The organism is Brevibacillus choshinensis (assembly GCF_016811915.1).
In the GTDB taxonomy this organism is placed as follows: domain Bacteria; phylum Bacillota; class Bacilli; order Brevibacillales; family Brevibacillaceae; genus Brevibacillus; species Brevibacillus choshinensis_A.
Genome location: NZ_CP069127.1, coordinates 2,590,382 through 2,615,825, shown reverse-complemented (window position 1 = coordinate 2,615,825; position 25,444 = coordinate 2,590,382). Strand labels below are relative to the sequence as shown.

General features: G+C 50.9%; 26 protein-coding genes and 4 tRNA genes. 2 read left to right on the top strand and 28 right to left on the bottom strand.

The features are described 5' to 3' along the window. Window positions 1-71: 71 nt before the first annotated feature. The 4 genes from JNE38_RS13400 to JNE38_RS13385 all read right to left on the bottom strand — a co-directional run bounded on the left by JNE38_RS13400 (window position 72) and on the right by JNE38_RS13385 (window position 3,937). A complete protein-coding gene (locus JNE38_RS13400) occupies window positions 72-869 on the bottom strand; it encodes a helix-turn-helix domain-containing protein (RefSeq protein ID WP_203357542.1) in 798 nt (265 codons plus the stop codon). 205 nt (window positions 870-1,074) lie between these two features. Next, on the bottom strand, window positions 1,075-2,037 hold the full coding sequence (locus JNE38_RS13395; protein WP_203356998.1) for an L-threonine 3-dehydrogenase: 963 nt from the start codon (window positions 2,035-2,037) through the stop codon (window positions 1,075-1,077). Then, complete coding sequence (locus JNE38_RS13390; RefSeq protein ID WP_203356997.1) at window positions 2,034-3,227, bottom strand: glycine C-acetyltransferase; 1,194 nt, start codon at window positions 3,225-3,227, stop codon at window positions 2,034-2,036. The genes JNE38_RS13395 and JNE38_RS13390 overlap by 4 nt, the downstream gene beginning before the upstream one ends. Window positions 3,228-3,559: 332 nt before the next feature. Then, window positions 3,560-3,937 carry a (2Fe-2S) ferredoxin domain-containing protein gene (locus tag JNE38_RS13385; protein ID WP_203356996.1) on the bottom strand — a complete coding sequence of 126 codons (378 nt, stop codon included), beginning with the start codon at window positions 3,935-3,937 and terminating at the stop codon, window positions 3,560-3,562. Window positions 3,938-4,109: 172 nt separating this feature from the next. Between JNE38_RS13385 and xerS the strand changes: the two genes are divergently transcribed. Beyond that, window positions 4,110-5,222, top strand: coding sequence for a tyrosine recombinase XerS (xerS, locus tag JNE38_RS13380; RefSeq protein WP_203356995.1), 1,113 nt, complete (start codon window positions 4,110-4,112; stop codon window positions 5,220-5,222). 37 nt (window positions 5,223-5,259) lie between these two features. Here xerS and JNE38_RS13375 read toward each other — a convergent pair whose 3' ends face one another. From JNE38_RS13375 to JNE38_RS13320, 12 genes are all read right to left on the bottom strand, one after another. After that, entirely contained in the window at window positions 5,260-6,006 is a 747-nt protein-coding gene (locus tag JNE38_RS13375) for a hypothetical protein (RefSeq protein WP_203356994.1), read from the bottom strand. A gap of 132 nt (window positions 6,007-6,138) precedes the next feature. Next, on the bottom strand, window positions 6,139-6,930 hold the full coding sequence (locus JNE38_RS13370; RefSeq protein ID WP_203356993.1) for a transglycosylase domain-containing protein: 792 nt from the start codon (window positions 6,928-6,930) through the stop codon (window positions 6,139-6,141). A 105-nt stretch (window positions 6,931-7,035) separates the two neighbouring features. Next, window positions 7,036-8,619 (bottom strand): acetate--CoA ligase, encoded by a 1,584-nt coding sequence (locus JNE38_RS13365; RefSeq protein ID WP_203356992.1) that lies wholly within the window; start codon window positions 8,617-8,619, stop codon window positions 7,036-7,038. A 233-nt stretch (window positions 8,620-8,852) separates the two neighbouring features. Then, window positions 8,853-9,761, bottom strand: a complete 909-nt coding sequence (locus tag JNE38_RS13360; RefSeq protein ID WP_203356991.1) for a C40 family peptidase — start codon at window positions 9,759-9,761, stop codon at window positions 8,853-8,855. A gap of 288 nt (window positions 9,762-10,049) precedes the next feature. Beyond that, complete coding sequence (locus JNE38_RS13355; RefSeq protein ID WP_203356990.1) at window positions 10,050-10,676, bottom strand: fumarylacetoacetate hydrolase family protein; 627 nt, start codon at window positions 10,674-10,676, stop codon at window positions 10,050-10,052. An 81-nt stretch (window positions 10,677-10,757) separates the two neighbouring features. Continuing rightward, a complete protein-coding gene (locus tag JNE38_RS13350; RefSeq protein ID WP_203356989.1) occupies window positions 10,758-11,288 on the bottom strand; it encodes a hypothetical protein in 531 nt (176 codons plus the stop codon). A gap of 251 nt (window positions 11,289-11,539) precedes the next feature. After that, window positions 11,540-12,163 carry a VanW family protein gene (locus JNE38_RS13345; RefSeq protein WP_238933638.1) on the bottom strand — a complete coding sequence of 208 codons (624 nt, stop codon included), beginning with the start codon at window positions 12,161-12,163 and terminating at the stop codon, window positions 11,540-11,542. A 165-nt stretch (window positions 12,164-12,328) separates the two neighbouring features. Further along, entirely contained in the window at window positions 12,329-12,955 is a 627-nt protein-coding gene (locus JNE38_RS13340; RefSeq protein ID WP_203356988.1) for a DsbA family oxidoreductase, read from the bottom strand. A 181-nt stretch (window positions 12,956-13,136) separates the two neighbouring features. After that, window positions 13,137-13,223 (bottom strand) — tRNA-Leu (locus JNE38_RS13335). Between the two features lie 32 nt (window positions 13,224-13,255). After that, window positions 13,256-13,342, bottom strand: a tRNA-Leu gene (locus JNE38_RS13330). Between the two features lie 15 nt (window positions 13,343-13,357). After that, window positions 13,358-13,433, bottom strand: a tRNA-Thr gene (locus JNE38_RS13325). A gap of 54 nt (window positions 13,434-13,487) precedes the next feature. Then, window positions 13,488-13,564: transfer RNA gene (locus JNE38_RS13320), tRNA-Asp, on the bottom strand. A 191-nt stretch (window positions 13,565-13,755) separates the two neighbouring features. Here JNE38_RS13320 and JNE38_RS13315 point away from each other — a divergent pair. After that, a complete protein-coding gene (locus JNE38_RS13315; protein ID WP_203356987.1) occupies window positions 13,756-14,667 on the top strand; it encodes a C40 family peptidase in 912 nt (303 codons plus the stop codon). A 72-nt stretch (window positions 14,668-14,739) separates the two neighbouring features. On the opposite strand, the gene JNE38_RS13310 is transcribed toward JNE38_RS13315, so the two are convergent. From JNE38_RS13310 to JNE38_RS13255, 12 genes are all read right to left on the bottom strand, one after another. Continuing rightward, a complete protein-coding gene (locus JNE38_RS13310) occupies window positions 14,740-14,985 on the bottom strand; it encodes a hypothetical protein (protein ID WP_203356986.1) in 246 nt (81 codons plus the stop codon). A gap of 104 nt (window positions 14,986-15,089) precedes the next feature. Further along, the gene (locus JNE38_RS13305; protein ID WP_203356985.1) at window positions 15,090-16,871 is read right to left on the bottom strand and encodes a M3 family oligoendopeptidase; all 1,782 of its coding nucleotides are present in this window, start codon (window positions 16,869-16,871) and stop codon (window positions 15,090-15,092) included. Window positions 16,872-17,022: 151 nt separating this feature from the next. Beyond that, entirely contained in the window at window positions 17,023-18,240 is a 1,218-nt protein-coding gene (locus tag JNE38_RS13300) for a M20 family metallopeptidase (RefSeq protein ID WP_203356984.1), read from the bottom strand. A gap of 36 nt (window positions 18,241-18,276) precedes the next feature. Then, window positions 18,277-19,248: a P1 family peptidase gene (locus JNE38_RS13295; protein WP_203356983.1), complete on the bottom strand. Its 972-nt coding sequence runs from the start codon at window positions 19,246-19,248 to the stop codon at window positions 18,277-18,279. A 3-nt stretch (window positions 19,249-19,251) separates the two neighbouring features. After that, window positions 19,252-19,809, bottom strand: a complete 558-nt coding sequence (locus tag JNE38_RS13290; protein ID WP_203356982.1) for an ECF transporter S component — start codon at window positions 19,807-19,809, stop codon at window positions 19,252-19,254. Window positions 19,810-19,873: 64 nt separating this feature from the next. Then, on the bottom strand, window positions 19,874-20,710 hold the full coding sequence (locus tag JNE38_RS13285; RefSeq protein ID WP_203356981.1) for an energy-coupling factor transporter transmembrane component T family protein: 837 nt from the start codon (window positions 20,708-20,710) through the stop codon (window positions 19,874-19,876). A gap of 13 nt (window positions 20,711-20,723) precedes the next feature. Then, window positions 20,724-21,584, bottom strand: a complete 861-nt coding sequence (locus tag JNE38_RS13280) for an energy-coupling factor transporter ATPase (RefSeq protein WP_203356980.1) — start codon at window positions 21,582-21,584, stop codon at window positions 20,724-20,726. Then, a complete protein-coding gene (locus JNE38_RS13275) occupies window positions 21,581-22,450 on the bottom strand; it encodes an energy-coupling factor transporter ATPase (protein WP_203356979.1) in 870 nt (289 codons plus the stop codon). The genes JNE38_RS13280 and JNE38_RS13275 overlap by 4 nt, the downstream gene beginning before the upstream one ends. Window positions 22,451-22,776: 326 nt before the next feature. Further along, complete coding sequence (locus tag JNE38_RS13270; RefSeq protein ID WP_203356978.1) at window positions 22,777-23,022, bottom strand: hypothetical protein; 246 nt, start codon at window positions 23,020-23,022, stop codon at window positions 22,777-22,779. A gap of 95 nt (window positions 23,023-23,117) precedes the next feature. Beyond that, window positions 23,118-23,789: a GNAT family N-acetyltransferase gene (locus tag JNE38_RS13265; protein WP_203356977.1), complete on the bottom strand. Its 672-nt coding sequence runs from the start codon at window positions 23,787-23,789 to the stop codon at window positions 23,118-23,120. 65 nt (window positions 23,790-23,854) lie between these two features. Beyond that, on the bottom strand, window positions 23,855-24,523 hold the full coding sequence (locus tag JNE38_RS13260; protein ID WP_203356976.1) for a GNAT family N-acetyltransferase: 669 nt from the start codon (window positions 24,521-24,523) through the stop codon (window positions 23,855-23,857). Between the two features lie 23 nt (window positions 24,524-24,546). Continuing rightward, on the bottom strand, window positions 24,547-25,404 hold the full coding sequence (locus JNE38_RS13255; protein WP_203356975.1) for a carbon-nitrogen hydrolase family protein: 858 nt from the start codon (window positions 25,402-25,404) through the stop codon (window positions 24,547-24,549). Between the last annotated feature and the right edge of the window lie 40 nt (window positions 25,405-25,444).

Here is a 25,444-nt window from a genome sequence, read left to right as displayed (position 1 = left end):
CTATTCAGTGAGGGTGTTTTCGATTCAGCCGAACAAAAAATCTGCACACATTGCGGATTTTTAATTGAATATCATCCATGCTCATGTTTGGCGTATCTTGCCAAGAATTGATTCATCAAAAGCGGCAGTGATATCAGAATGGGAGGATCGTCGACACGAGGCGGGTATAGCCAAACCTCTTGATGAGGCACGACGGAACTGGACGAGACCACGATAGGTTCCTTTGACCGCGTGCGCAGCGTCGAGTGAGGGAGCAAGATTTCTTTTGCCTGCATCTCCCAGTGGACGGAGGTTGCCATGAGGTAATAGGTGCCGGGCTTTACACCCGTAAAACAGAAATGCCCCAATGATGAAAGAACGGTACCATAAAGCGGGAGTCCCTCGGGAATCGGCTTGGCGAAAAGTCCGATCAGAATGAGCCCATCAAAGGGGCGATCGGCATGGACCGTACCTACTACGCGTCCCCTCCCCAGAGATGGCGCGTGCTCCATCTGCCAATCGCGAAGCTTGCGCAGCGAATGGAAATCGGCATCTGCTCCATGCACGGAATTACGAAAAACGCTGGGAGTTACTCCTACCCTTTCCGTAAATCTGGTAGAGAACGTACCCAGGCTCTGCTGTCCGATTTCCAACCCGATATCACGAATGCTCATGTTGGTGTGAAGAAGTAAGTCTTTTGCTTTTTGCAATCGCAAGGAGGATACGTAGTACAGAGGAGAAAGCCCCATCCGTTCTTTGAAGATTCGGGTAAAATGGTAAGGACTATAAGCGACATAGGAAGCCAGGCGAGCAAGAGGAAGTGGTTCATCTATATAGCGGTGAATATATTCGATCACGGCATCGATTTCTGCATACCGATCATTCTCCATAGAGGCACCTACCTTTGCGGGAAAAATGATGTTCGATAAGGGTTTGTCCATCAGATACAATCTCCCTATCCCAGAACAATCGTTCGCGTATCATTCTATCATATTTCCCATCCCCATGGAATATCCAAAGTACCCAAACAATGGAAAAAAATAAAACTGCCTTTGCTTATCCCGGTCAGCAAAGGCAGTTTTTGGCGGCTTCTTATCAGCCTACTTTTTGGAGCAGCTTTCTGCGAAGCTTGGTTAGCATATCCTCGGTCATTTTTTCCAGATCATATTGGAAAGTGAAGCCCCATTCATCTTCGGCAGCGGTGGCGTCGATGGAGTTTGGCCAGCTTTCCGCGATCGCCTGACGAATCGGATCAACCTGATAAGAGAGCTTGAACTCTGGAATGTGTTTGCGAATCGCAGCGGCTACTTGCTCTGGCTCGATGCTCATAGCCGTCACATTGAAGGCATTGCGATGCTTCAGCTTTGTGCCATCCGCTTCCATAAGCGTGATGATGGCATTCAATGCATCCGGCATGTACATCATGTCCATGTAGGTATCTTTCGCGATGTAAGAGGTGTATGCACCCTCTTGGATCGCTTTGTAATAGATCTCAACCGCGTAATCCGTCGTTCCGCCACCTGGAGGAGCCACATAGGAAATGAGGCCAGGGAAGCGTACGCCGCGGGTATCCACGCCAAACTTTTGGTAGTAGTAATCACACAGCAATTCACCCGAGACTTTGTTTACCCCGTACATGGTGGTAGGACGTTGAATCGTGTCTTGCGGCGTTCCATTTTTCGGAGTTGTAGGGCCGAATGCTCCGATTGAGCTCGGCGTGAAAAATTGGCAGTTGAGCTCACGTGCGACCTCGAGTGCATTTACCAAGCCACCCATGTTCAGGTTCCAGGCGAGCAATGGCTTTGCCTCTGCCGTCGCGGACAGCAAAGCAGCCAGATGCATGATGGTATCGACTTCATGCGTTTTTGCCAGCTCGAACATGCGATTAGCGTCCGTTACATCGAGAATCTCGAATGGTCCAGAATTGACCACCGGATCTTCATCACGCTTGCGGATATCTGTGGCAATAACCTGGTCTCCCCCGTATACTTCGCGCAGCTTCATTATGAGCTCCGAACCGATTTGTCCGAGAGCTCCGGTGACTAGGATTTTCTTCATTTTAGGATCCCCATTTCCTTCCCGACTTTTTCATAGATGCCAAGGGCGCGATCCAGCATTTCCTTTGTATGTGCTGCAGTCGGCATGTTGCGCACGCGGCCCGTCCCTTTTGCTACAGTCGGGAACACGATCGCTTTTGCGTACACACCCTCTTGGTACAGTCGCTTGCTGAATTCTTGCGTTTGTTGCTCATCCCCGATAATGCAAGGTGTAATCGGAGTTTCACTGTGGCCAATGTTAAAACCGAGCTCTTTCAGCCCTTTTTTCAGGTAATGTCCGTTATCCCACAGCTTGTCGTGCAGTTCCGTGCTGCTCTGCAGGATGTCGATCGCAGCGATCGATGCGGCTACATCCGCTGGAGTCAACGCTGTAGAGAACAGGAACGGACGGCTGCGGACTTTCAGCCAATCGATCAGCTCCTGGCGTCCGGCCACATAGCCCCCTACTACCCCGATTGCTTTCGAAAGCGTACCGATCTGGAAGTCGATTTTGTCAGACAACCCAAAGTGCTTGACCGTGCCTGCACCTTTTCCGAGTACCCCGGAGCCGTGTGCATCATCCACATAGGTCATAAGGTCGAATTCTTCAGCTACCTCGACGATTTCCGGCAGCTTGGCAATATCTCCATCCATGGAGAAGACGCCGTCTGTAATCACCATCAGTTTCTTGTATTTACCGGACTCTTTTGCTTCCTTGGCCTTCGCACGCAGATCATCGATATCCGAGTGATTCACGCGAATGATTTGAGCGCGCGACAGGCGGCAGCCATCAATGATGGAGGCATGGTTCAATTCGTCGGACAAGATCGCATCGTCTTTGTCCATCACCGCTGAGATCGCTGCCATGTTGCAGTTGAAACCGGACTGATAAGCAATCGCTGCTTCTGTGTGCTTGAACGCGGCGAGCTTCTCTTCCAGCCGCACGTGAAGCTCGAGCGTTCCGTTGATCGTACGTACGGCACCCGCGCCTACACCGTATTTTTGCGCGGCAGCTACTGCCGCATCGATCAGACGCTGGTCAGTTGCCAGGCCCAAATAGTTGTTGGAGGAAAGATTGATCAGTTCTTTACCAGAGATGGTGATGACTGGACCGTTTGCGCTTTGCAAAGGATCAATGACATTGTAGAGTCCTTTGCTTTTCAGATCTGCCAAGTTTTCATGTAAGAAAGCTTCCAATGTTTTGCTAGCCAAAACAAATCCCTCCATCATTTCGCCGTGGGTCCTGAACACCTGCGCACTATGGAAAGTAATTTCCACAAAAACAAGTGTACGTTCCATGCGGACATATTATTAGAAATAAAATCGCTTGATATCAACGTTATTTGTATCTAGGTTACCACTTTTTTCTCTATGTGTCCATATGACAAAGACATAAAAGATAACGCTTACACTGCTCGTCAAGACTCATTCATCATAATTTCTCCTTATCTCACCGTCTTAGCCATGAAAGCAGGAGGCAAATCATCCGGTTTTCCCATAAAAAAAACCACCCTCCAGCTGTTCAGCTAAAGTGCGGCGCAGGCTTACTTCTTGGCTTTTTCGGATTTCAATATCCCGGGAATGGCTTTTTCTTCACGGATGAAGCTTTCTTGGCCATACCTGTGGGAGATCAGCGAAGCAACAGGCTCTCCTTTGACAAAATGCTGCTCCACCAAGCTCGGAGCATCCTCGGGTGTCACATTCTGATACCAGATTCCTTCTGGATAGACGATCATCACGCATGCGTCTTCACAGCGGCCGTTACACCGCGTCCTCGTCGTATGGACCCGATCGTCCAATCCGGCTTCCGTAATGGCTTCGCGGATTGCCAGCGTCACCTCTTCGCCGCCATTGCGATTGCAGCTCCCCCCGTTGCACAGCAGCACATGATGTTTGGTCTGGGTCATATCCCAAGTTGCCATGAAATTCTTCCTCCTCTTTTGACAAAACGTAATGATTACGATTTATATGTACACTTTCACTATACCTTGACTCGGTACCTTTGTCTATAGTGCAATTTCTAATTCCCAGAAGGATTTGTTTCTGCTAGAATATATGTTCGTATACCATTTCATTTCGATTGGTGGTGCTAGCATGTCCGTGACCAAGCAGCGCGACGCCTTGCAGCTTTTGCAATCCATCAGTGCCTATCCATGGTACGTAGAAAAGTTCATCGAGCATAAAAAGGCCAAAAAAAATTCGCCGTCTACGCTGCTGGGCTACTTGCGCGATTTCTCCTTTTTCTTTCGCTGGATGATGACCGAGGGGCTGACTGCCGCTGCAGATATTAGAGAAATTCCTTTGTCAGATTTAAACGAATTAAAGAAGGAAACCGTCGAAAGCTACATCCTCTATCTGCAGGAATCTCATCTTTACGAACGATCAGCAGTCTTAACCAATCCGACCAAAAGCTCCAAAAAGGAATACAGCGACCGGACGATCAGCCGAAAAATCTCCAGCCTGAAGTCGTTGTTTCATTATTTATCTGCTCTCGCAGAAGACGAGCACGGCGAATCGTACTTAACCCGAAACGTACTGGCCAAGATCGAAGTGGAAACCACGGAGCTGACTCCCCTAGCCCGTGCTCACGCCATCCGGGCCAAGATCCTCATTGATGATGAGATTTACCAGTTCGTCGATTTCGTCTACAACGGGTACCTTTCCCACTGTCACACGACGAAAAAACAGCAATACCATTTGCAAAACCGGGACCGTGATACTGCCATTGTTGCCATGATCCTGTCAGGCGGCTTTCGGGTGTCGGAGATCGTCAGTTTAAATTTATCAGACATTGTCCTGGAAAAGAACCAGTTGAAGATGGTCCGTAAAGGAAAAAAAGAAGACGCGCCCTTTTTCAGTGACTGGGGAAAGGAATTCCTGGGACGCTATTTGCAAACCCGTGAAAAGTACCGGCCATCCACTCAGGAGGACGCCGTCTTTCTCGCCGTTTCCCCCGCAAATCCCCATGGGCACAGGATTGAAGTGCGCTCCGTGCAAAAGCTGGTCAAAAAATACGCGAAAGCCTTTGGCATTCCCGATCTGTCCGTACATAAGCTGCGCCATAGCTTTGCCACCCAGTTTTTGCGTCTGAATCCTGATCCGCATCAGCTTCAAGCCCAGCTGGGACATTCCAAAATCGAAACGACGATGCAGTATGCCCATGTCTTGGAGGATGCTCTGAGCAAGGCAGTCAATCGTACGACATAAGGAACCACCAACAACTACCCATACCAATGGGTAGTTTTCAGTCTAGGAATCTGAGACGCTGCGCTTCATCCGCTAAACCGGTTGCCAAAAGTTCAGCGATCAGCAGTTGGCGCAGTCCCGGGTCAAACAAGGCATCTGAACGTAGGGTCATATCCCGAAACACAGCGAGCTTCTCCCCGTAGGAAGCAGTCTGTAAATACTCCCTCAGAAGATCAGCGTCCCCGCTCCATCCCGACTCTTTTTTCTGCTCTGCGGAAGGAAGACTTCGATCAATGACTCCCAACTGATCCATTGTAGGGATCGCGGTGTGCTGCTTGCGCTCCGCTCGTATTTCTTCTATATAAGTGAAGGAATTGGTGATGTCGGGCAGAGACAGCTCCTCATAAAGTGCATCCCTTGCCGCTTGATGCGCTAGCTCCTCCTCCGGGTCAGGCGGGTGTTCCTTTTCAAAAGATTCGTGCTCCCTTGCCCATTCCTGCTTTTTGAGCTCATAGGATCGTTCATCTTTGAAGTGGTTGTAAAACAGAGGGCTGTCTTTCCGGTTCACCGCTAAAAAATCACGGAAATTGCGTGCGATCAATTGCGTGGGCTGATCAAAATCCATGGGGCTAACGCAGACAACAGGTGCGTGTTCCAGATCGGGGATGGAACCAAAATCGGTCAAAAAACCATAGTGGATGCCATCCATCCCTGTACTCCCAAAAGGTATGACGTCCACAGGTGTATTAACATAACGCATATCCACAGTGATCGGATAGAAGGCGAGGATGGAGGCAGGATCCATCCCTTCTTTTTCCCACTGCTTGCTCGCGAGGAGCACTTTGGAGAATGTCGGCGGGATCTAAATACGCCCGACTACCTTTTTTCGCGAACAAAGAAAACTTCCCTGCCTGGCGACAGAGAAGTTTTTTATGAATCAGGATGCCGGCGCAATGGGGGCTGTCTCCATTTGTGCCTGCAGCTTTTGCGTTTTTGTAATGACGCCCAGCTCGACCATTCGCGCGAGCACCACAGCTTGACGCTGCTTGGCCTTTTGCAGGTGATTCAGCGGCGAGTACGTCTCTGGTGCTTTCGGAAGGGAAGCGAGGATCGCTGCTTCTCCCAACGTCAGGTTTGAGCTGGTTTTGCCAAAATACAAAGGGGCTGCTGCGCCAATTCCGTAACGTCCATGTCCGAAATAGATGACATTCAGGTACATTTCCAGCAGTTCCTTTTTACTGTAGCGCTGCTCAAGCTGATAAGCGATCGCGATTTCCTTGGCTTTGCGCAGCACCGTCTTGTCTTGCGTCAAAAACAGGTTACGCGCAAGCTGCATGGAAATGGTGCTCGCCCCTTGCGCGTAGGAGCCTGCCTGAATATCTGTCCAAACGGCCCGTCCAAAAGCGAAAAAATCAACTCCGTGATGCTTCCAGAATCGGTGATCCTCGATGGAAACAAAGGATTTCCAAACATAGTCCGGCATATCATCGAGCTTGACGTATGCGCCAGTCGCCAGCTGCTCGACATGGTCCAGCTTGCTTTGATCAATCCATAGGTTCCCGGCCCAGGCAGCCATTGCGGGCACCGACAGAATCGCTACCAAGAGCAGCACGACTACGGCCAGAAATTGTCTTTTCCAAGTTCGCTTTGTAGTTTTTTCTATATCGGAAGACTTGATTTCAATGAGAGGTTCGGCTTTATGTGCAGCCGACGCTGTAACGTGATTCATGATGCACTCCCCCTACCTTGCTTCTGACACTCATTGTAGGGGAAGATCGATGCGACTCCCATCGAATCCACTTACAGGAACCTTACATTTCCGTAAGACGTCCCATTACGATTGCGGATGCTGTACTTTTTCTGCTTGGCGCAGCTCGATTCTTCGGATTTTGCCGGAAGTGGTTTTCGGCAGATCCTCCACGAACTCGATTTTGCGCGGATATTTGTAGGGTGCCGTCAATGTTTTCACGTGCTCCTGCAGCTCTGCTACCAGTTCGTCAGAAGGCGTGTTCCCTTTTTTCAGGATGACAAATGCTTTCACGATACTTCCGCGCTCCGGATCGGGACTCGCCACTGCTGCACACTCGGCCACTGCAGGATGCTTCACCAGTGCATCCTCTACCTCGAATGGGCCGATCGTGTATCCGCCCGAAATAATGATGTCATCCGAGCGACCTTCAAACCAGATGTAACCGTCTTCATCCATGCGCCCTTGATCTCCTGTCACGAACCAATCGCCTCGGTATGCTTTTGCTGTGCGCTCCGGATCGTCCAGATACCCTTTGAAGAGGGCTACCATGTTGCGGTCGATAGCGATGTCCCCGACTTTTCCTGTCGGCAGCTCCGTGCCTTCTTCATCGATGATGGCAATGCGCACGACAGGGGATGGCCGGCCCATCGATCCGGGCTTAGGCTCCATGCCCACGAAAGTACCCACAAGGAGCGTGCTTTCCGTCTGACCGTAGCCGTCTCTCACCGTCAGATTGAACACGCGGCGAAACGTATCGATGACCTCCCGATTGAGCGGTTCGCCTGCTGAACATGCTGAACGAAGAGCCTGCAGCTTGTATTGCTCCAAATCGGATACTTTCGCCATCAGTCTGTATTCGGTCGGAGTCGCGCACAAAACCGAAATCGGATACTTTTGCAAAATATTCAAATAAGTTTCGGCTCCGAATCTCCCTTTGTAGACAAATGCGGTCGCTCCCATTCCGAGCGTAGAGACAAAGGGGCTCCAAATCCACTTCGCCCAGCCGGGTCCAGCTGTCGCCCACACCGTTTCCCCTTCATTCACATCCAGCCATTGTGCCGCAGCTACCGCCATGTGAGCGATTGGCCATCCATGTACATGCATGACGCCTTTTGGTCCCCCAGTCGTGCCAGAAGTGTACGACAAGAAGGCAAGCTCATCGGAGCGCGTCTTGGCGCATGCGAATTCCTCTTCTTGATCTTCCAGCAAATGCGCGAGGCTGATCCATCCTTCTTTGGTTTCACCAATGGTAACGTAGTGCTTGAGTGACTCACATTGTCCACGCGTCGGCTCCACTTCACCCAGGATGCCATCAAAAGCGATGACTGCCTTGGCTTTTGCATGATTGACGCGGTATTCGATATCTTTAAAACGAAGCATCTCCGAGCCTGGCATGATCACGGCTCCTACCTTCAAGAGAGCTAGGTATACACCATATGCGATCGTTCCACGAGGGACCAGGACCAACACCTTGTCTCCCTGGGTGATCCCAATGGAGCAAAGTCCATTTGCGATCCGATTGGAGTAGCGGCGCAGCTCCTCATACGTCAGGATCTGCTCGGCTCCGTTCTCATCCAGCTCCCAGACGGCTCGCTTCTCAGGGTTTTTCGCAGCCCACTCATCTACCTGTGCAGCAAAATTATAAATCTCTGGTATGTTCAATTCCACACGACACACCTCCGCTTTTTTTAGATATACAGAATTATCAGTTCGACATTTTTGCAATTTTTCCTCTTGAAAGACGATTTCGCAAAAAATTTTTACCCGCTTATGAAACATTTGCCAACCCTATTTCTTGTAACGACCAGGTGTTTCCTGCGTCATACATTACAATAGGACAAAGGCCCCCCTGCAGAAGCAAGAGAGCCTTTTTAACACCAAATTGGCAAGATTCAATCGTTTTAGATGACACGTTTGATTTTCACGACGCGTTTTTCCCAGTTGGTGCCGTCAAACTTGGAGTAAGTAACACCTGGGCTGCCGTACGTATGCAGGATTTTACCATTGCCTGCGTAGATGGCTACGTGGGTGATGCGATCGGACGAGCTGTTGACAGACGCCTTCATGAAGAGCAGATCCCCTTTTTGCAGGTTCTTCTTGGAGACGGTTGTGCCCACAGTGGACTGCTGGCGGGAGTCTCGCGGCAAAGTGATGCCCGCTTCCTTAAAGACACGCTGGGTGAACGAAGAGCAGTCAAAAGTTTTGGTGGTGTCTTTGCTGGATCCGTATTTGTATGGGGTACCCATATACTTTTCACCGATTTTGATCACTTTGCTCGCAAGATCAGATGCTGGTGCTACGGGAGAATTGGATGAATTGTCAGAGGACTCTTCCAATACGCGTCGAGCACCCAGGAACTTCTTGCTATAATCGGAGAGCTTCTTCAGTACGACCTCGCCTTCACCTTGAGAAGAATAGACGTATTGGTCATTACCTATGTATATTCCCATGAATGTAGGGCTTCCGGATCCGTTTGAGGAGAAGAATACAAGGTCCCCTGCTTCCACTTTGCTCAGAGACGTTACTTTTGTTCCGGTTTTGTATAAACTGCTGATGGTGCTTCCAATTTTCACGCCAACCTGTTTATACGTATAAGTAGCGAGCTCCGCCGACCCAAATTGGCTCGGACCAGTTGCTTTGTACTTGTACGGTTTTCCCAGCAAGGATTTGGCGATAGAGGATACCTCTTTCGTTTGTTGCGCATAAGTCGTGGTCGCGGCTTGTGCTTGTCCAATATGACCACCCATTAACAGGGACGTACTCAGCATGACTGCTACTGTTGACTTCATGACCCAATCTCGTTTCGTCACTTTCTTTTCCTCCTTGTTATGTTGTGGCACCCGTTGTTTGGGTACAACGACAGATTACCTTAGGAGGAAACAGGAGGATAAGACCGTAAAATTTACCAATAACGAATTTGGTATCATTGGACTAGTTGGAAATCCAGAGGAAAACTGTACGGTTGCAGCCTTTTAGGGCTAATGTACCAGCATGTCCCGGAATCGCTTTCTCATACAGGCAAAAGCCGAAAAAAAGCCAACTTCTGTCACGATCAGGCAGAAGCTGGCTTTTTTCATGGTAGTCCGAATGCGCGTTTCCTAGCGAAGTCGAGCCGTAAATTCACCCCATTTTTCTTGTCCCCACAAAAAGGTCAGAACATCGCCGTCGGAAACAGGACCTACTCCTTCTGGCGTACCGGTGTAGATCACGTCCCCTTTTTCCAGCCCGAAATTCTCTGAGATGTACTGTATCAACGTCATCAGATCAAAAATGACATTGCCAATATTCCCTCGCTGAGCCTGCTCGCCGTTTTTCAACAGCGTAAAATCAGTTTTCAAGCATGCTTCCAGTCCTGGAAAAGCGTGAAACGAGGTCAATATCGCTGAATTTTTAAACCCCTTTGCCAGCAGCCAGGGATGGCCTTTCTTTTTCAGCTCACTTTGCACGTCACGCAGGGTAAAATCGATCCCAAGCGCAATTTTGTCCACGATTTGCTCCAATGCTGCCCTAGGCTCGTAAGGACGGGCAATATGAATGACCAGCTCGGTTTCATAGTGCAGCTCTCCCCGACTTCCTGGAAGCTCGATTTCCCCTCCTGCCGCTTCAATCAAAGCATGCGTCGGCTTGCTAAAAATCATGGGCTTTGTCGGCACATCATTGCCCAATTCCTCTGCGTGCAGCTTGTAATTTCGTCCCACACAATAAATGTTCCGGATCTGGTCCATCGTCTCTCTCCTTTTGCGCGAACGCCTGTCTGCCATTCTTCTTTTTTACTATATCATGGTGGATTGGCTGCGCAATAGGGTTTAGAGCTCGCCAAACTGCCCTCCTGCCCGGGGCCACAATCTGGCATTCCCACGTGCTTCGACTTCAAACACCGTATCGCATATCGCTTCGAGAGCGGACTCCAAGTCAATCGGTTCTTTTGGCGCCAAGCCAAATTCATAGCGGATCGTGGAAGCCTCGTCACCGGGCTCATATTCCACAGCGACAAATTCTTTGTGCTGATCCAGGACTTGCTTGCGGGCTAAAAGAGTGGCCTCTAGCGGAAACAATCCATCCCACTCCTGCGCCTGATATGTGGATGTCACGGAGATCCACATCGAGCCCGGGTCTTTTTCCCTTCGAAACACGACTGAATCCTCCCGGTAAAATCCGTATCCAGAGGGAAGGGATCCTTCCAGCATGAAAGGTATATCCGGGGGCAAATCTTCCGGCTTGAGAGCTTTCACCAGCCTTCCAGGAAGCAAATAGGATCCATCCAGTCGACCTGCTAGAGGCTCCCCCATCACAATGACGGTCAGGTTATCTCGTTCTCCTGTCAGTTGAACAAACATGGCGGTGCACCTCCCTTTTTCAACCAGTATGGTCCTGCACCCTTACATTTATGAATGGATCCCTTGTACATTTCCATTTGAAATGCCCTGTTTTGTCCCGTTTTTTCAAATTGGATCAAAAAACACAGGTACTTCTGGCTTACTGCGGAGCCTTTGCTCCACGTATTCCAATCTGTATCCAAATAAAAACAGGAAAGCTCCTCTAGAAAATGAGGCTCTTTCCTGTTTCCAAGTCGACGATTCAATTTTCCTTACGCCCGAACAATTGCGATGACGACCTTATCACCATCGTATACTTTCGCTTTGATTTTCACTTGAAAATCGAATGGATTCACAAACTGCAAGTCCATAAAGCCGTAAGCAACAGTCGCATCCATACCGACCGGGACGTAGCCGACTCTCTTGCTGTGGGAATGACGCTCCGTCACTGTCATTTTTGCATCAGTGACTGCATTAAACAAAGTGCTGGACACCTGGCAAATCCCTCCGCCGTAACCGTCCACCAGCTGTCCACCCACGATCACTCCGGCTTGTCGCCAGCCTTCGTCAGCGAGGTTGGAGTTACCTACTGTTTGATTATAGGAAAAGGTTTCGTGGGGATCCAACATCTCCCCATTGAGTCTTTTTGCGGCCTTCTTGATGTTATGAACGCGAGCATCCGAGCTCCCCTTCATCGTCGTATAATAAAAGCCCAAGACATCCTCTGACTTCAAGTCCATCTTGTCCACGTATTTTTCACGAATTTCCTCAGGCGAAAGCGGATTGGCCTGGTCCGTGGGAGTGTTTGCAAAGACTGGCGTAACAGGCGCTACCGCAGCAATCAACATGATAGATGCTACGACACTAAAGGCCAAAGAAGCTAGTTTTTTCATCATTGGTTCCCTCACTTATTCATAGCTGTCGACACTAGCTGCATCGTGGTCGATTTCTACTCTAACGCACCTGGAAAGCCAACATCAACCTGCAAATGTTGGACATGTATTTTTTCTTTAAAAAAACCGCCAGCGAGATGGCGGTTTCAGGGACGAAAGAACGATTTATTACTCAGTTTCGAGTGCCTGTTGAAAAGCTTTCAGAAAGTTTTCGGGTGGATGTGCGCCTGACAATGCGAGCTTGTTGTCTATGACGAAGAAAGGTACTCCCGAAATTTGCAAATCACGTGCACGTGCAAGATCCTCTGCGATTTCCTCTTGCTTTGCATCTGTCTCGATCGCCTTGCGTACCTCTCCAGCATCCAAGCCCAATTCCTCGGCAATCGCAACCAGCACCTCTGTATCTCCGATGTCTTTTCCGTCTTCAAAATACGCCTTGTAAAGGGCCTCCACCGCTTTGGTCGTTTCCGCTTCCGGAGCACACTTGATGAGCGTATGGGAGGCCAGTGTATTTGGCCAATACTCTACCCGATCAAAGTGAAACGCGAGTCCGGCAGCTTCTCCCGCACGAGCCGCATGCTGAGACATTTGCTCAAAAACAGCTCTGCCCCCTTTATTGGCAGCCATGGTCTCCCAGAAGGGCAGCCCGCTCTTCGGTGTATGGGGGTCAAGCTGGTACGTACGGTATTGGATCTGTATCGGCTCACCCTGCCATTGGCTGATCGCATCCAGCAGGTGCTTTTTGCCGATACGGCACCAAGGACAAACCGTATCCTGAAATACTTCTATCATCATCGTGGATTATCCCCTTCCTGTCTTTGCTGTTCATTTTACAGGAAGACTAACCTATATGTAAGTAAATTATTTTTTGTAAGTGAAAGTTTCACTTTTCTTGATAATGGGATTCTTTAGTATTTGAACACAATAAAAAAAGCCCTGACAGATGTCGGGCAAATCCACAAGAGAATGCGAAAGTTGGTGCGGTCGAGAGGACTTGAACCTCCACGGTGTTGCCACCACTAGAACCTGAATCTAGCGCGTCTGCCAATTCCGCCACGACCGCATGCTCAAGAAAGACAATCGTATTCGTCTGTATGGTGCGGTCAAGAGGACTTGAACCTCCACGGTGTTGCCACCACTAGAACCTGAATCTAGCGCGTCTGCCAATTCCGCCATGACCGCATATGAAGAAAAAAATGGTGCCGGCAATAGGACTTGAACCCACAACCCCCTGATTACAAGTCAGGTGCTCTACCAATTGAGCTATACCGGCACAATACTACTATTTTGGACAGCCTCTTTCTCCAATGAAACATTTGGGAGAAAATGGCGGAGCTGACGGGACTCGAACCCGCGACCTCCGGTGTGACAGACCGGCGTGAACTCCAACTTCACCACAGCTCCATGCTTTTTTGTTCCCGCCGTTTCGCGCTTTGGCTCGCGGCGACTCTTGTAATATAGCATGATTCGATTTTAAAATGCAATAGTTTTTAAAAACTTTTTGTTTCACTTATTTTTTCATAGATTTACCAAGCAAAATCCGCTAGAATTTTATCTAGATATGCAGAATTTAGTAGATTGGTGGAGACGATGACATGAAACATACTTCGAGGCTGATCACCTTCCTCGCCCTCTTCACTCTGCTGCCTACTGCTGCCCACGCCGCCTCTCCGGTGTATGTGGTGTCAGCAGGTGATACGTTGAGCAAAATCGCTCGTGAGCATCAGACCACGGTAGGCCAACTTATGCAAGTGAATCAATTGAATACAGATCGACTGGCCATTGGTCAGACACTTTCGTTGGCAGGGATTGGCAGCCCTTCTGCTGGGGCAGTCGATGCGCCGCCAGATTTGGTTGCACCTCCCAAGCAAGAGGATGCTGGCGAAAAGCCTGAACTATCCGATCACAAAGCCCGCATTACGGGTGATGTAGTGAATGTCCGCAGATCCCCTTCCCTGGAAGGTAAAATTCTCGGCAAGCTTCACTACGGAGACACCGTGGAAATCGTGGAACCAGGTGATGAATGGACGAAAATCAAGTATGAGGATGAGAAACGCGCCTATGTATCTTCTGAATACTTGAGCACCGCTGCGACTTCGGATCTCCCTGATTTCTCTGGAGATGTGGATAAAGCCAGCCTACAGCGCCTGGAGTCGGTCATTTCGCCTTTGCTGAAAACCCCTTATGTACTGGGCGGCACGACAACCAGCGGATTTGATTGCAGCGGCTTTACTTCGTATGTCTTCAATAAGCTGGGTGTCACTCTCCCTCGCACCTCCGAAGAACAATTCCAAAGCGGTAAGAAAATATCTTTGGAGGATGCTCAGCCAGGGGATCTCCTCTTTTACGATGCGCTTGGAAAAGGACGTGTATCCCATGTGGCCATTTATATGGGCAATGGCATGATTGTCCATGCCAACGGAGATGACGTACGCTTCGGAAAAGTCGAGTATATGCACAAGCTCTATCCGTTCTACGGCGTCAAACGCTACCTTGATTTTCAATAGGTAACAGTTACTACGCAGAAAAGCAGCTTACGTTTCTGTTTTTTACAGACGGCAGCTGCTTTTCTTTTTTGTTTAATGAGTCCCTTGTGCTTGTGAAGATTGGGATGATTGTGGTTGGCTTGTATTGATTTCCAAAGCGCCCAGCGCCTGTTTCATCTTGTCGAGCTGAAGCTGATAATCTCTGACGACAACGGTCAACACGCTTACCGTCTCTTTGAAGTCTGGTTCGCTGCTTACTTTGTCTATGGCTCTATGTAAATGCAGCATTTTGTTCTCCGTCTCCCGCAGGAGGTCCAGCAACTGCAGTCCGTTCACCACGTAATCACCTCATTTGTTTTTCTTACTTTCTCCTAGCAGGTTCTTCGCTATGCGCAAAAAAACGCCCAGATGGAAACTGGACGTTTTTTCAGATCGTGATTTGCTTATCGCTTGGAAGCAAGCTCCACAAACGTATCGATATCCTTGGCGATCAAAGACAGTGAGTTGCGCCAGAAATCAACCGAACGCACATCCACATCCATGATTGCAGCTACATCCGCGATGCTCATTTTACCGGTGACGGAAAGCAATTGATCATACTGCTCCACAAACGCTTCTTTCCGCTCGAGGTATACTGCGTATAATCCTTTTGCAAACAGCAGACCGAATGCGTAAGGGAAGTTGTAGTAATTGTAATCCGCACTGTAGTAATGCGGCTTGCACACCCACATATACGGGTGCAAAGCATCTGCGTCGAGGCCTTCTCCATACGCGGCTTTTTGCGACTGCAGCATCAGTTCTTTCAGCTCGTTGACGGAAAGCGAGCCATTTTCACGGCGTTCGAACAGCGCCGACTCAAACAGGAAGCGGCTGTAAATGTCGACAATGACTTGGCCGGAACCGGAAATGTCGTTCTCCAGAATGGCGAAAGCTTCTTCCGGCGTCGCTTGCGCAAGCGCTGCATTGGCGATGATGGTTTCGCACAGGATGGATGCCGTTTCCGCGATCGGCATCGGATAATCACTGTTGTAAAAGGCTTCGTTCACCAGGCAATCCCCATGATAGCCGTGACCGAGCTCATGGGCCAACGTGCTCACGTCATTGTAGCTGCCCGTATAATTCGCCATGATGCGGCTCTCTCCTACAACGTGCAGGTTGGCGCAAAAAGCCCCTCCCCTTTTGCCTTCACGGGTTTCCGCATCGATCCATCGATTGTCAAATGCACGCGCCGCGTAGTTCGCCAGCTTTTCACTGAAGCTTCCGAAATGTTTCACGATAAAATCGCGTGCTTCCTGGTAGCTGAAGCGCATGTTTGCCTCACCTACCGGAGCGAACATGTCGTAAAACGGCAGCTTGCCATTCGCATGGCCGAGCAATTTCGCTTTGGTGCTGTAGTACTTGTGGAACACGGGCAGGCTCTCGCGGATCGCTGTCAGCATGGCATCCAGCGTCTCTTTGTCCATGCGGGAGTCCCTCAAAGTCTTGTCCAGTGCATTTTCGTAGCCGCGCAGCTTGGCTACCGTAATCACTTCCCCTTTGATCCCGTTCAAGCTTGCAGCGCAGGCTTCATCGATCCTCTTGTAGGAAGCCAGCTCTGCTTCGTATGCATGTTTTCGCAGCTGGGCATCCTTTTCATACGCCAGATTGCGAACGACAGGCAGAGGCAGCTGTTTTGCCTCGCCATCGATCGTCACATCCACCAGCAATGTGGAGGTCAGCATTTCTTGCAGTTTGGTCCAGGCATTGGAGCCTGTATTCTTCATTTTGGCGAGAATGATCTCTTCTTTTTCACTGAGCATATATTTGCTCTTCTCAGACAGCTCTGTCAGCATATAACGGTGGGTTTCCAGCAGCTCGGATTGCGCGATCAATTCGTCCAGATTGCTGATCTCGCCCAGCCACTTTTGAAATTGCACGTTCGGTTCGACAAGCTCGACAGACTGATTCTGGATCCGCTCAACCAACTGCAGCGCTCTTTCATTTTTCGCGTCGACGCTTGCTGTAAGCTCCGCATAACTGTACAGGCGAGTCTGTGTTTGCAAGATGGAAGTCATCTTGGTGATGTACCCTTCGATCTTGGCAATGGGGTTTTCTTGCGTTTGCAGCTGCTCCCCGGCCCAGCTTTTTACCTGTTCCATCTCACGGCACAATTTATCCCAATCTTGTTGACATTCTGGCGAATCAAAAGATGTGTACAGAACATCCAAATCCCAGCGCATATTCACAGGCGCTAGCCCCCTTTTTCTCGATTCCATTCATTTTATGTATCAGGTATGGAGCTAAATCTTCTGCTAGTATAAAAAAAATTGGATAGAGTAAGCAAGTTTTTGGAAAGAAAAATACCCCACCGATCACGGACAGGGTATTGGACATGCATTATGCACGAACCGGCTGGGTCAAAAAGGTCAACGCAGACAAAGCGAACAGCTGGGTCGATTCCACTAGCTGGTCAATATCGACATACTCATCGGCATGGTGCGGAATGTGACGATCACCTGCCCCAGTCGTCAAGATCGGAATTCCTGCCTTATGCAAAAACGTGCCGTCAGTCGCGCCAGGAACGCCATTGTAGATTGGCTCCTTTTTGGTGATCTCCTGGTAAGAGCTTGCCACAGCCTGCACGACCTCCTCCTCCATCCCTGTCAGTGTCCAAGGACGCTCCTCGATCACTTCCAGCGTGGCCTTGAACTTGTCGTCATGGCGGCCCAGCTCTTCCAGAATCGCAGTCATCTCTCGATGGAGTTCATCATGGTCCTGGCCGGGTACCGTGCGAATATCGAGGGTCGTCATGCACTGATCCGGAACCACGTTGATCTGCGCATCTCCTTTGACTGGAGCTTGCAGAATCGTCGGCGTGATGCTCGGCCACCCAAGCATCGGATGCTGTCCCAGACGGGCCATTTCCTTGCGCTCCAGCTCCTCCAGTGCGACGATCGCTCTGGCCATCCGCGTATTCGGATTGATCCCTGTCAGCGGCATAGCCCCATGCGCCATTTTCCCATAGGTTCGCAGGATTGCGCGCATTGCTCCTTTTTGGGTGATGCACAATTGATTTTCTTCCGGCTCGCAAATAATTGCCGCATCCACGTTGTTGGCCCAGCCGCGGCGAATGAAATCTTTGATACCAATCATCATGCCTTCCTCGTCACAAGGGATGCATAAAAGAATTTTGCCCGTGAACGCCTGCTTGGAGCGTTGGATCGCCTTGACCGCGCAAATGGCTGCCGCGAGATTTCCCTTGGTATCGCAGGATCCTCTGCCGTAGATCCGGCCTTTGGAAATGCTCGCTCCAAACGGATCATAGCTCCAGGCATCCCTGTCTCCCTCGGTAACCACATCGGTGTGAGCCTCGAACAAAAGCGTTTTTCCCGGTCTGCCCGAATCGTAAATGGCAATCACGTTTGGCCGCCCAGGCACCACCTCTTCGTAAAATACCTGCATCCCCATATTGCGCAGGTAATCGGCTACAAAAAGGGCTACCCGCTCTTCATTCGCTCCTGGCAGTTCAGGACGGTACACGCTGTCGATACGCACCAGCTCCTGGGTCAGACGTACTACCTCCTGCTCATCGACAAAGGAAATTACTTGGTTCATCTGACAATCACTCCTCTGCATCCATTTGTGTGAAAGCTAGCGTGCATCGTTATTGGAAAGACTGGTGTAGGAAGGAAGTCCCCCGGCTGGTTCGGCATGCACGATGGCCGAAATGACTGCTGCAGCCAATACGTCTGCCGAGAGCGTGCCAATCAGGTCAACCGTTGCTTCTACTTCACCCGTAGCTACGGAAAAAATGGTATCTCCGTCGTTCATCGTGTGGATGGGACGAATTGTTCTTGCGAGTCCGTCATGTGCCATTTGGGCTGCTTTCTTGGCTTCGGACTTGGTCAGGATCGCATTGCTCGCCACGACAGCGATGGTCGTATTCGTGCCTGGCGGGATCGGAGAAAATGCAGATATCTTCATGACTTCAACACTGTCGATTAGTGCACCCTCCCCATCACGGGGGCCGGCCAAGATTTTGCCCGACTGCGGATCGAATACATGTCCAACCGCGTTGACAGCCACGATCGCACCGACTACCAGTCCATTATCCAGTTTGACGGATGCACAGCCCAAGCCGCTCTTCATCGCGTTTGCAAAGCCGTTCAGCTTTCCGACAGACGCTCCCGTCCCCGCCCCAACGTTCCCTTGTGCGACCGCGTCTTTGCTCGCCTTTGCGGCTGCCTCATATCCCATTTGCCGATCGGGACGAATCTTGTGGTCACCGATAGCCAAATCGAACAGGACGGCCCCCGGGACGATGGGCACGACGCCAAACATGACGTCGAGACCGACTCCTTGATCCTCCAAGTACTGCATGACTCCTGTCGCTGCGTCCAACCCGTAGGCGCTCCCTCCGGACAAGCAGATGGAATGCACCACGCTCACCATGTTCATCGGATCCAAAAGGTCCGTCTCGCGGGTGCCCGGGGCAGAACCCCGGACATCCACGCCGCACACGGACGGCCGCTCCAGCAGGATGACACTGCATCCAGTCAACGCCTCGGTATTTTGCGCATGCCCGACTTTTACGCCGGGCACGTCCGTGATTGTTCCTGTCATCGCTTAAAAATCTCCAGAAATTTTAGATTTTTGCTTCCCGGAAGAGCCCAGCTTTTTCCACGCCGCCACGACTGCCAACGTCACGATGACGGACACGATCGCTTCCGGCAAACCGCTGGTGATCGCTACTGTCGCCGCTACTCCAGCCGCCATATAACCGCGAATGACGGCCATCCCGAGGACGAGCAACGTGTTGGTCATGGAACCGACAAATCCTGCAACCCCAATCGCGACGTACTGGTTGACATTTTTCAGCCCTACGTAGGTAAAATACGCGGTCACCCCGATGAAAAGGCGAGGCAGGATCGCTACGAGCGGATCTTTAAACAAGGGAACGGTGGCGTTTAAGAAAGAAGAGACTCCAAAAATGAGACCGATGATCATGCCAACGCCCCAGCCCTCCATGATTCCGCCAATGACTGCCGGGATGTGCAAGATCGTTGCATTCCCCGCTGCCGTCGGAACCGGGATGTAGCCCAGGCGCGTGACGCCGAGCAAGATAGCGATCGCTCCCAACACACCTGCAATGACGATCCTGCGCACTGTCAAGCCTTTCTCCATGCATATTCCTCCTTTATTTCTGCTTCTCTATGGAAATCCCTCATCGGGAGACTTCCCGTGCTTACTACCAAGGTATGGCGAGCATGATGACGGAAATGACTACACTCAGCCCCACTGCCACGTAATCTTTGCCGGTCGCCGTGTAATGCGCAAATCTCGTGCGAGCCGCTCCTGGAATGTAGCACCGGGCTTCCATCGCCAAGATCAAGTCTTCCGCACGGGCCAATGCGACGTTGAAGAGGGGGATGATAATCGGAAACATGTCTTTCGTGCGCTGAACGATTCTCCACCATTCGCCCGTGCCAAAATCCGCTCCTCGGGAAGCCTGCGCTTTCATCATTTTCTCCATCTCCATCGCGAACGTCGGTACGAAGCGAATGGCGATGGTAATGATCAGCGCAAAAGCATGGACGGGAAACTTCACTTTTTGGAGCGGGCCGAGCAGTCGTTCCATGCCGTGTGTCAGCTCAGTGGTAGAGGTACTGAGCGTCAGGACACTGGACAGAAAGATGACTTCTACGAAGCGCATTGCCGATACCAGTACGAGCCGAATGCTTTCACTCGTGATTTTGACAAAGCCATATTCGAAGTAAACAGCCCCGCCGTTTGCGATCCCACCGTAAAAGAGGAGCTGTAGAATCGCGAGAACGATGATAAACGGAATGGCTGGCTTGATTCCGGAGATACCGTAGTGGATCGGGATTTTCGATACTTGGAACAGCCAGACGCACATCACGATGGCAAACACATTCCCTACATAGGTGTTGCAGATGGCGATCGCCAGAATGAGGACGACAAAAGCAGCCAGCTTAAATCGCGGGTCCAGGCGGTGTACGATGGAGCCTGTCGGTAAATACTGGCCAATGGTTATATTGCGGGTCAATTCGAATTCCGCTGACATCTTGCTCCCCTCCTTAGCGCTTGAGCAGTTTCAAGATTTCGTTCGCCGCCTCTTCCGGTAAAAATGCTTCCGGATTGATTCCATGGCCTGCTTCTCGCAGCCTGTACAGGATGTCTACGGATTCAGGCGTTCCGATATGATGCTGGCGCAGCAGTTCTTCGTTTCCAAATATTTGCCGCGGCGTACCGTCGCACACGGCCTTCCCGTTTGCCATGACATAGACCCGGTCCGCGAGTTGTGCGACCTCCTCCATGTTGTGAGAGACGAAAATCACTGTCAAATTCTCTTCGCGATTGAGATGGCGAATCCGTTCGAGCAGTTCCCTGCGCGAAACGGGATCGAGGCCAGCCGTCGGTTCGTCCAGCACCAGTACTTTTGGCTGCAGGGCGAGAACGCCTGCCAAAGCGACCTTGCGTTTTTGCCCGCCGCTCAGGGCAAACGTGGGACGATCCCGCATCTCCTGAAAAGACAGTCCCACCAGCTCCATCGCCCAATGCACGCGATTTCTCACTTCTTCCAGCGGCAGCCCCATTTTAAACGGTCCGTACGCGACATCATCCCCTACCAGCTTCTCAAACAGCTGATCTTCAGGATTTTGAAAGACGAGTCCCACCTGCCTGCGCAAGCTTTTGATATCGACTTTGGGCTCGGAAACGTCGATCCCATTGATGACCACACGACCGGACTGAGGGCGGATCAATCCATTGAGATGCTGGATCAGCGTGGATTTTCCCGAGCCTGTATGCCCGATGATGGCCATGCACTCACCTTGCGCTACCTGCAGGGTAACGCTGTCCAGAGCGCGGTGCTCGAGTGGCGTGCCTTGCATGTAAATATGGGACAAATTCTGGATATCTACCATCAGCTGTGTCATGAACCACTCGCCTCCATCGTCCTGACATGCAAACGATTGACCTCAGCGACTACTTCTTCGTTATGAATCAAGTCTCGGGTGAAGGTCGGAAATTCAGAGTGGACCAGCTGTGCGATACGGCTGGCATCTGGTACGTCGAGGTGAAGCTCGCGCAGCTTTTCCTGATAGGAGAATACCTCCCGCGGGGTACCTTGCAGCACTACTTTGCCCCCTTCCATCACAACCACCCGATCTGCTTCCGCTACTTCTGACATGTGATGGGTAACGGTCACAATCGTCATACCTTCCCGGTGCAGCCTTCGAACCACAGCCAAAATATCCTGTCTTCCATAACTGTCCAGCATACTCGTCGCTTCATCCAGAACGAGGCACTGCGGCTTCATGGCCAGGATGCCCGCGATCGCGATGCGCTGCTTTTGCCCCCCGGATAGATGATGTGGCGGGCGATGACGAAAAGCACTCATCCCGACTGCGTCCAAGGCAAAGTCAATCCGCTCCTTCATCTCTTCTGCTGAAACCCCGATATTTTCCAAGCCGAATGCCACGTCATCCTCCACAATGGTCGCCACAATCTGGTTGTCCGGGTGCTGGAAGACCATGCCCACACGGCTTCTCACTTCATGGATACGCGTTTTATCTCGGGTGTTAATGCCGTTAACCACGACATTTCCATCGCGCGGCGTGAGAATCCCATTGAGGTGTTTGGAAAGTGTCGATTTGCCGGAACCGTTGTGACCGATGATCGCCAGATACTCTCCGGGAAAGACTTCGAGGGAGACGTTCTGGAGCACGGGTATTTGCTGATCCTGGTTTACCTGGTAGGCAAACGAGACGTCCTCGACGCGAATTATAGGTTGGTTCGACATGCGCTCCCCTCACTTTGCGTGATTTTCCGTAGCGATAGAACTAACAAGCAACTCCTATGCCAAATCAGTATGTTTTAAATTTTCAGTTAATTATAGGCATATATCTGAATTCGCTTGTTTCAGAGTGTTCCAGAAGTGTTGCATGCGCAACAACACTATTTGTTGCAAACGCAACAGTGTGTTTGAATTTTTGACCCCCCCAGCATTTTCCGTTCCTCATTCACTGTTTTCGCCGTGCCCTTCCATTTTTCCTTTGTCATTGCATGCAACAAAACCGGGAGTGACTGGCAAGGAAACCTCACTCCAGTCCTCCCGCACGCCATGGATCAATGTCCGGATTCTCCCCCCTCCGCACGATCCAGCATCGCGGTCACCTCTGCTGGCGGTTTGCGTGGACGCCGCTTGGTCTTGCGCTTCTTTTTTCTCAGGACGAAAATCGCTGTCAACAGCAGACCTAGCGTGGCGAGTTGAATCGGTTGAGTCATGGAAGGAACGACCCAGCCGCTCATCCCGAGCAGATGAAATAGAACTGCCATATATAAAAGGATCGTCGCAACATTTTGCGCATTCACGATGGTTTCAGCTCCCCTCTCGTCTTGCTGTCATAAAAAACTCCTGTGGAGCCAACCGGCAGCTCCACAGGAGTCGATTTCTTGGGTGGATTTGTTTAGATCGGCAAAAGCTCAACCGTTTCCTTGCCGCTCAATTTCTCTACCATGTCCAACCAAGCCTGTGGCTTTTGCGGCAGCACTGCGTAATAGCGCTTAAGGAAGGTCACGATCAGGTCAGCTTCCAGAGTCGTTTGGTCTTCGTTGGTCGGCATGAACCCAAGGTCCAAGCCGGTTACCGCTTCTCCGTCATTTTGCCAGGATGGATGGACGTACTCGATGTTGGTGCGCTTATAGCCCAAATGGGACAATACCTCGCGGCGAACGAACGGATCCATGGGCTTGATTCCGCCAAACTCATGCTCTTCTACTCGATACGGATCGTAGATTTCAGCAAACATGCCGTACAGTTCTTTTCCGTTATCCTTTGCCAGCGCATTCAAATCCTTTTGGCGCTCTCTGGCCAGAAAACGTCCTACGCCAAGTCCCTCACGTCCCACGATGGTAAAGTCCGTCATCGCCACGTTCATGTCCGGATAGTAACGATATTCGGTAGTCCCTACCACTTCTCCTTCATGCACAGCCACAAATACGCGGATACCCGGATCTTCCAGAGGCTCTCTCCACAATTCGTAATCCAGTACTTCCTCAGGTGGAAACACTTCCTGCATCAAACGGTGCATTTTTGCAAACAGCGGGTCATCGATATGTTGAATGCGTACAAATTCCATGAATGACTCTTCCTCCTTCAAATACAGCCAGCAATGATTTCTTGCGCACGTCCGCCACTCTGGGTTCAGCTGCGTCGAAACGGGTTTTTCCATTCCATCAGCGTCGCGTAATTTCGTGATTCTTCATCTTCGAGATAGTCCGCAACGACACGGACCGGGGTACGGCCACAGCGCATGAGAAAAGTGATGACCGGATCTCTGATCTCACCAGCGACCACACGCTCCACATATTCCTCCGGTGACCACTGATCAGCATAGCGGCCGTACCCTGGCATCCTTCCTCCGCCAAGCAATCGGTCCAGTCCCCGCTGCACGACCAATTCGTACATCGCCTGCATCATCTGCTGGCCGAGGCCGAGCTTGCGATGGCTGGGACGTATGCAGATGTCTACGACGTACAGGGTATTTCCGTTCGGATCGTGGTTGCGTATATACCCATTGTCCGTAATCTCTTCCCACTTGTGCTCGGGATGAGCAGGATCAAACGCGACGAGCAGCCCGGTCATGGAGCCTGCCAGCACGCCCTCCACCTCCACGCAAATGGCCCCTTCCGGAAACAACGTGACATGATTGGTCAATTGCTCCCGATTCCACCATAGCTCTGAGGGAAAGGGCGGCGGAAAGCTCTCTGCCTGGATCCGGATGAGCTCGTCGAAGTCATCCTGCGTGTAGTTCCGTACGACGGCTGCATGCGGCTTGTCCTTTTCAAACACGAACAGTTCTTTCCGGTACATGCTCTGCCTCCTGCCGAATGACTTTATTTCCAATCGGTGTAGAGATCGACGCGGCGATCGCGCCACGTGGTGACCGACCCTTTTTCCCGCACATCATACAGCAGTTGGAGATCCAGATCTGCCGTGACCAGCATGTCGTTGTTGATTTCCCCTTCAGCCAGAATGCCTCGCGGAGGGAACGGCACATCGTTTGGCGTCAGGATCGCAGCTTGTCCGAAATTGGCGCGCATGAAATCAACGGTAGGCAGGGAACCCACGGTGCCTGTCAGTACGACGTACACCTGATTTTCGATGGTGCGCGCATGGCTGGTATAACGGACGCGGTGGAAAGCATGGCGGTCATCTGTGCAAGATGGGCAGAAAATAACGTCCGCTCCACGTGCTTTCGCAATTCGCACCCACTCAGGGAATTCAATATCATAGCAAATGATCATGGCTACTTTCCCTTTATCGGTCTCAAAAATTTGCAGGGAATCGCCTGCTCCCATGTTCCACCCTTTGACTTCCCAAGGCGTGATATGGATCTTCTTTTGCTGGCCTACACGGCCATCGGGATAAAAGAGGAAAGCCGTATTGTACAGCTTGCCGTTTTCTTCGATAATATGGGTCCCGCCAATGAGGTACATGTCGTATTTCGCTGCCAATGAGCGAAACAGCTCCACATATCGCTCGGTGAAGGAAGGCAGGGCTGTGATCGGCAGGGCGTTCCCTTGTTCGTCACCAATGGACATCAGTTGGGTCGTGAAGAGTTCAGGGAACAGCAGGAATTCGGTATCGTACTCCTGTGCGTTTCTCACGTAGTGCTCTACCTGATGGGCAAATTCATCGAAGCTATGTATGGTATGCAAATGATACTGCACAGCGGAAACACGCATTTTCATGCCGCTACACTCCTTCTTTTTTCACATGACTAAAATATAG

Excerpts from the sequence above, each read along its gene's own strand:
- JNE38_RS13340 (WP_203356988.1), bottom strand. The coding sequence starts at position 12,955 with ATGATGATAGAAGTATTTCAGGATACGGTTTGTCCTTGGTGCCGTATC.
- JNE38_RS13255 (WP_203356975.1), bottom strand. The coding sequence starts at position 25,404 with ATGAAAATGCGTGTTTCCGCTGTGCAGTATCATTTGCATACCATACAT.
- JNE38_RS13355 (WP_203356990.1), bottom strand. The coding sequence starts at position 10,676 with ATGGACCAGATCCGGAACATTTATTGTGTGGGACGAAATTACAAGCTG.
- JNE38_RS13300 (WP_203356984.1), bottom strand. The coding sequence starts at position 18,240 with ATGAACCAAGTAATTTCCTTTGTCGATGAGCAGGAGGTAGTACGTCTG.
- JNE38_RS13375 (WP_203356994.1), bottom strand. The coding sequence starts at position 6,006 with ATGGATCCTGCCTCCATCCTCGCCTTCTATCCGATCACTGTGGATATG.
- xerS (WP_203356995.1), top strand. The coding sequence starts at position 4,110 with ATGTCCGTGACCAAGCAGCGCGACGCCTTGCAGCTTTTGCAATCCATC.
- JNE38_RS13275 (WP_203356979.1), bottom strand. The coding sequence starts at position 22,450 with ATGTCGAACCAACCTATAATTCGCGTCGAGGACGTCTCGTTTGCCTAC.
- JNE38_RS13290 (WP_203356982.1), bottom strand. The coding sequence starts at position 19,809 with ATGGAGAAAGGCTTGACAGTGCGCAGGATCGTCATTGCAGGTGTGTTG.
- JNE38_RS13295 (WP_203356983.1), bottom strand. The coding sequence starts at position 19,248 with ATGACAGGAACAATCACGGACGTGCCCGGCGTAAAAGTCGGGCATGCG.
- JNE38_RS13395 (WP_203356998.1), bottom strand. The coding sequence starts at position 2,037 with ATGAAGAAAATCCTAGTCACCGGAGCTCTCGGACAAATCGGTTCGGAG.
- JNE38_RS13400 (WP_203357542.1), bottom strand. The coding sequence starts at position 869 with ATGGAGAATGATCGGTATGCAGAAATCGATGCCGTGATCGAATATATT.
- JNE38_RS13280 (WP_203356980.1), bottom strand. The coding sequence starts at position 21,584 with ATGACACAGCTGATGGTAGATATCCAGAATTTGTCCCATATTTACATG.
- JNE38_RS13315 (WP_203356987.1), top strand. The coding sequence starts at position 13,756 with ATGAAACATACTTCGAGGCTGATCACCTTCCTCGCCCTCTTCACTCTG.
- JNE38_RS13260 (WP_203356976.1), bottom strand. The coding sequence starts at position 24,523 with ATGTACCGGAAAGAACTGTTCGTGTTTGAAAAGGACAAGCCGCATGCA.
- JNE38_RS13385 (WP_203356996.1), bottom strand. The coding sequence starts at position 3,937 with ATGGCAACTTGGGATATGACCCAGACCAAACATCATGTGCTGCTGTGC.
- JNE38_RS13350 (WP_203356989.1), bottom strand. The coding sequence starts at position 11,288 with ATGTTTGTTCAACTGACAGGAGAACGAGATAACCTGACCGTCATTGTG.
- JNE38_RS13265 (WP_203356977.1), bottom strand. The coding sequence starts at position 23,789 with ATGGAATTTGTACGCATTCAACATATCGATGACCCGCTGTTTGCAAAA.
- JNE38_RS13345 (WP_238933638.1), bottom strand. The coding sequence starts at position 12,163 with ATGATGAAAAAACTAGCTTCTTTGGCCTTTAGTGTCGTAGCATCTATC.
- JNE38_RS13370 (WP_203356993.1), bottom strand. The coding sequence starts at position 6,930 with ATGAATCACGTTACAGCGTCGGCTGCACATAAAGCCGAACCTCTCATT.
- JNE38_RS13285 (WP_203356981.1), bottom strand. The coding sequence starts at position 20,710 with ATGTCAGCGGAATTCGAATTGACCCGCAATATAACCATTGGCCAGTAT.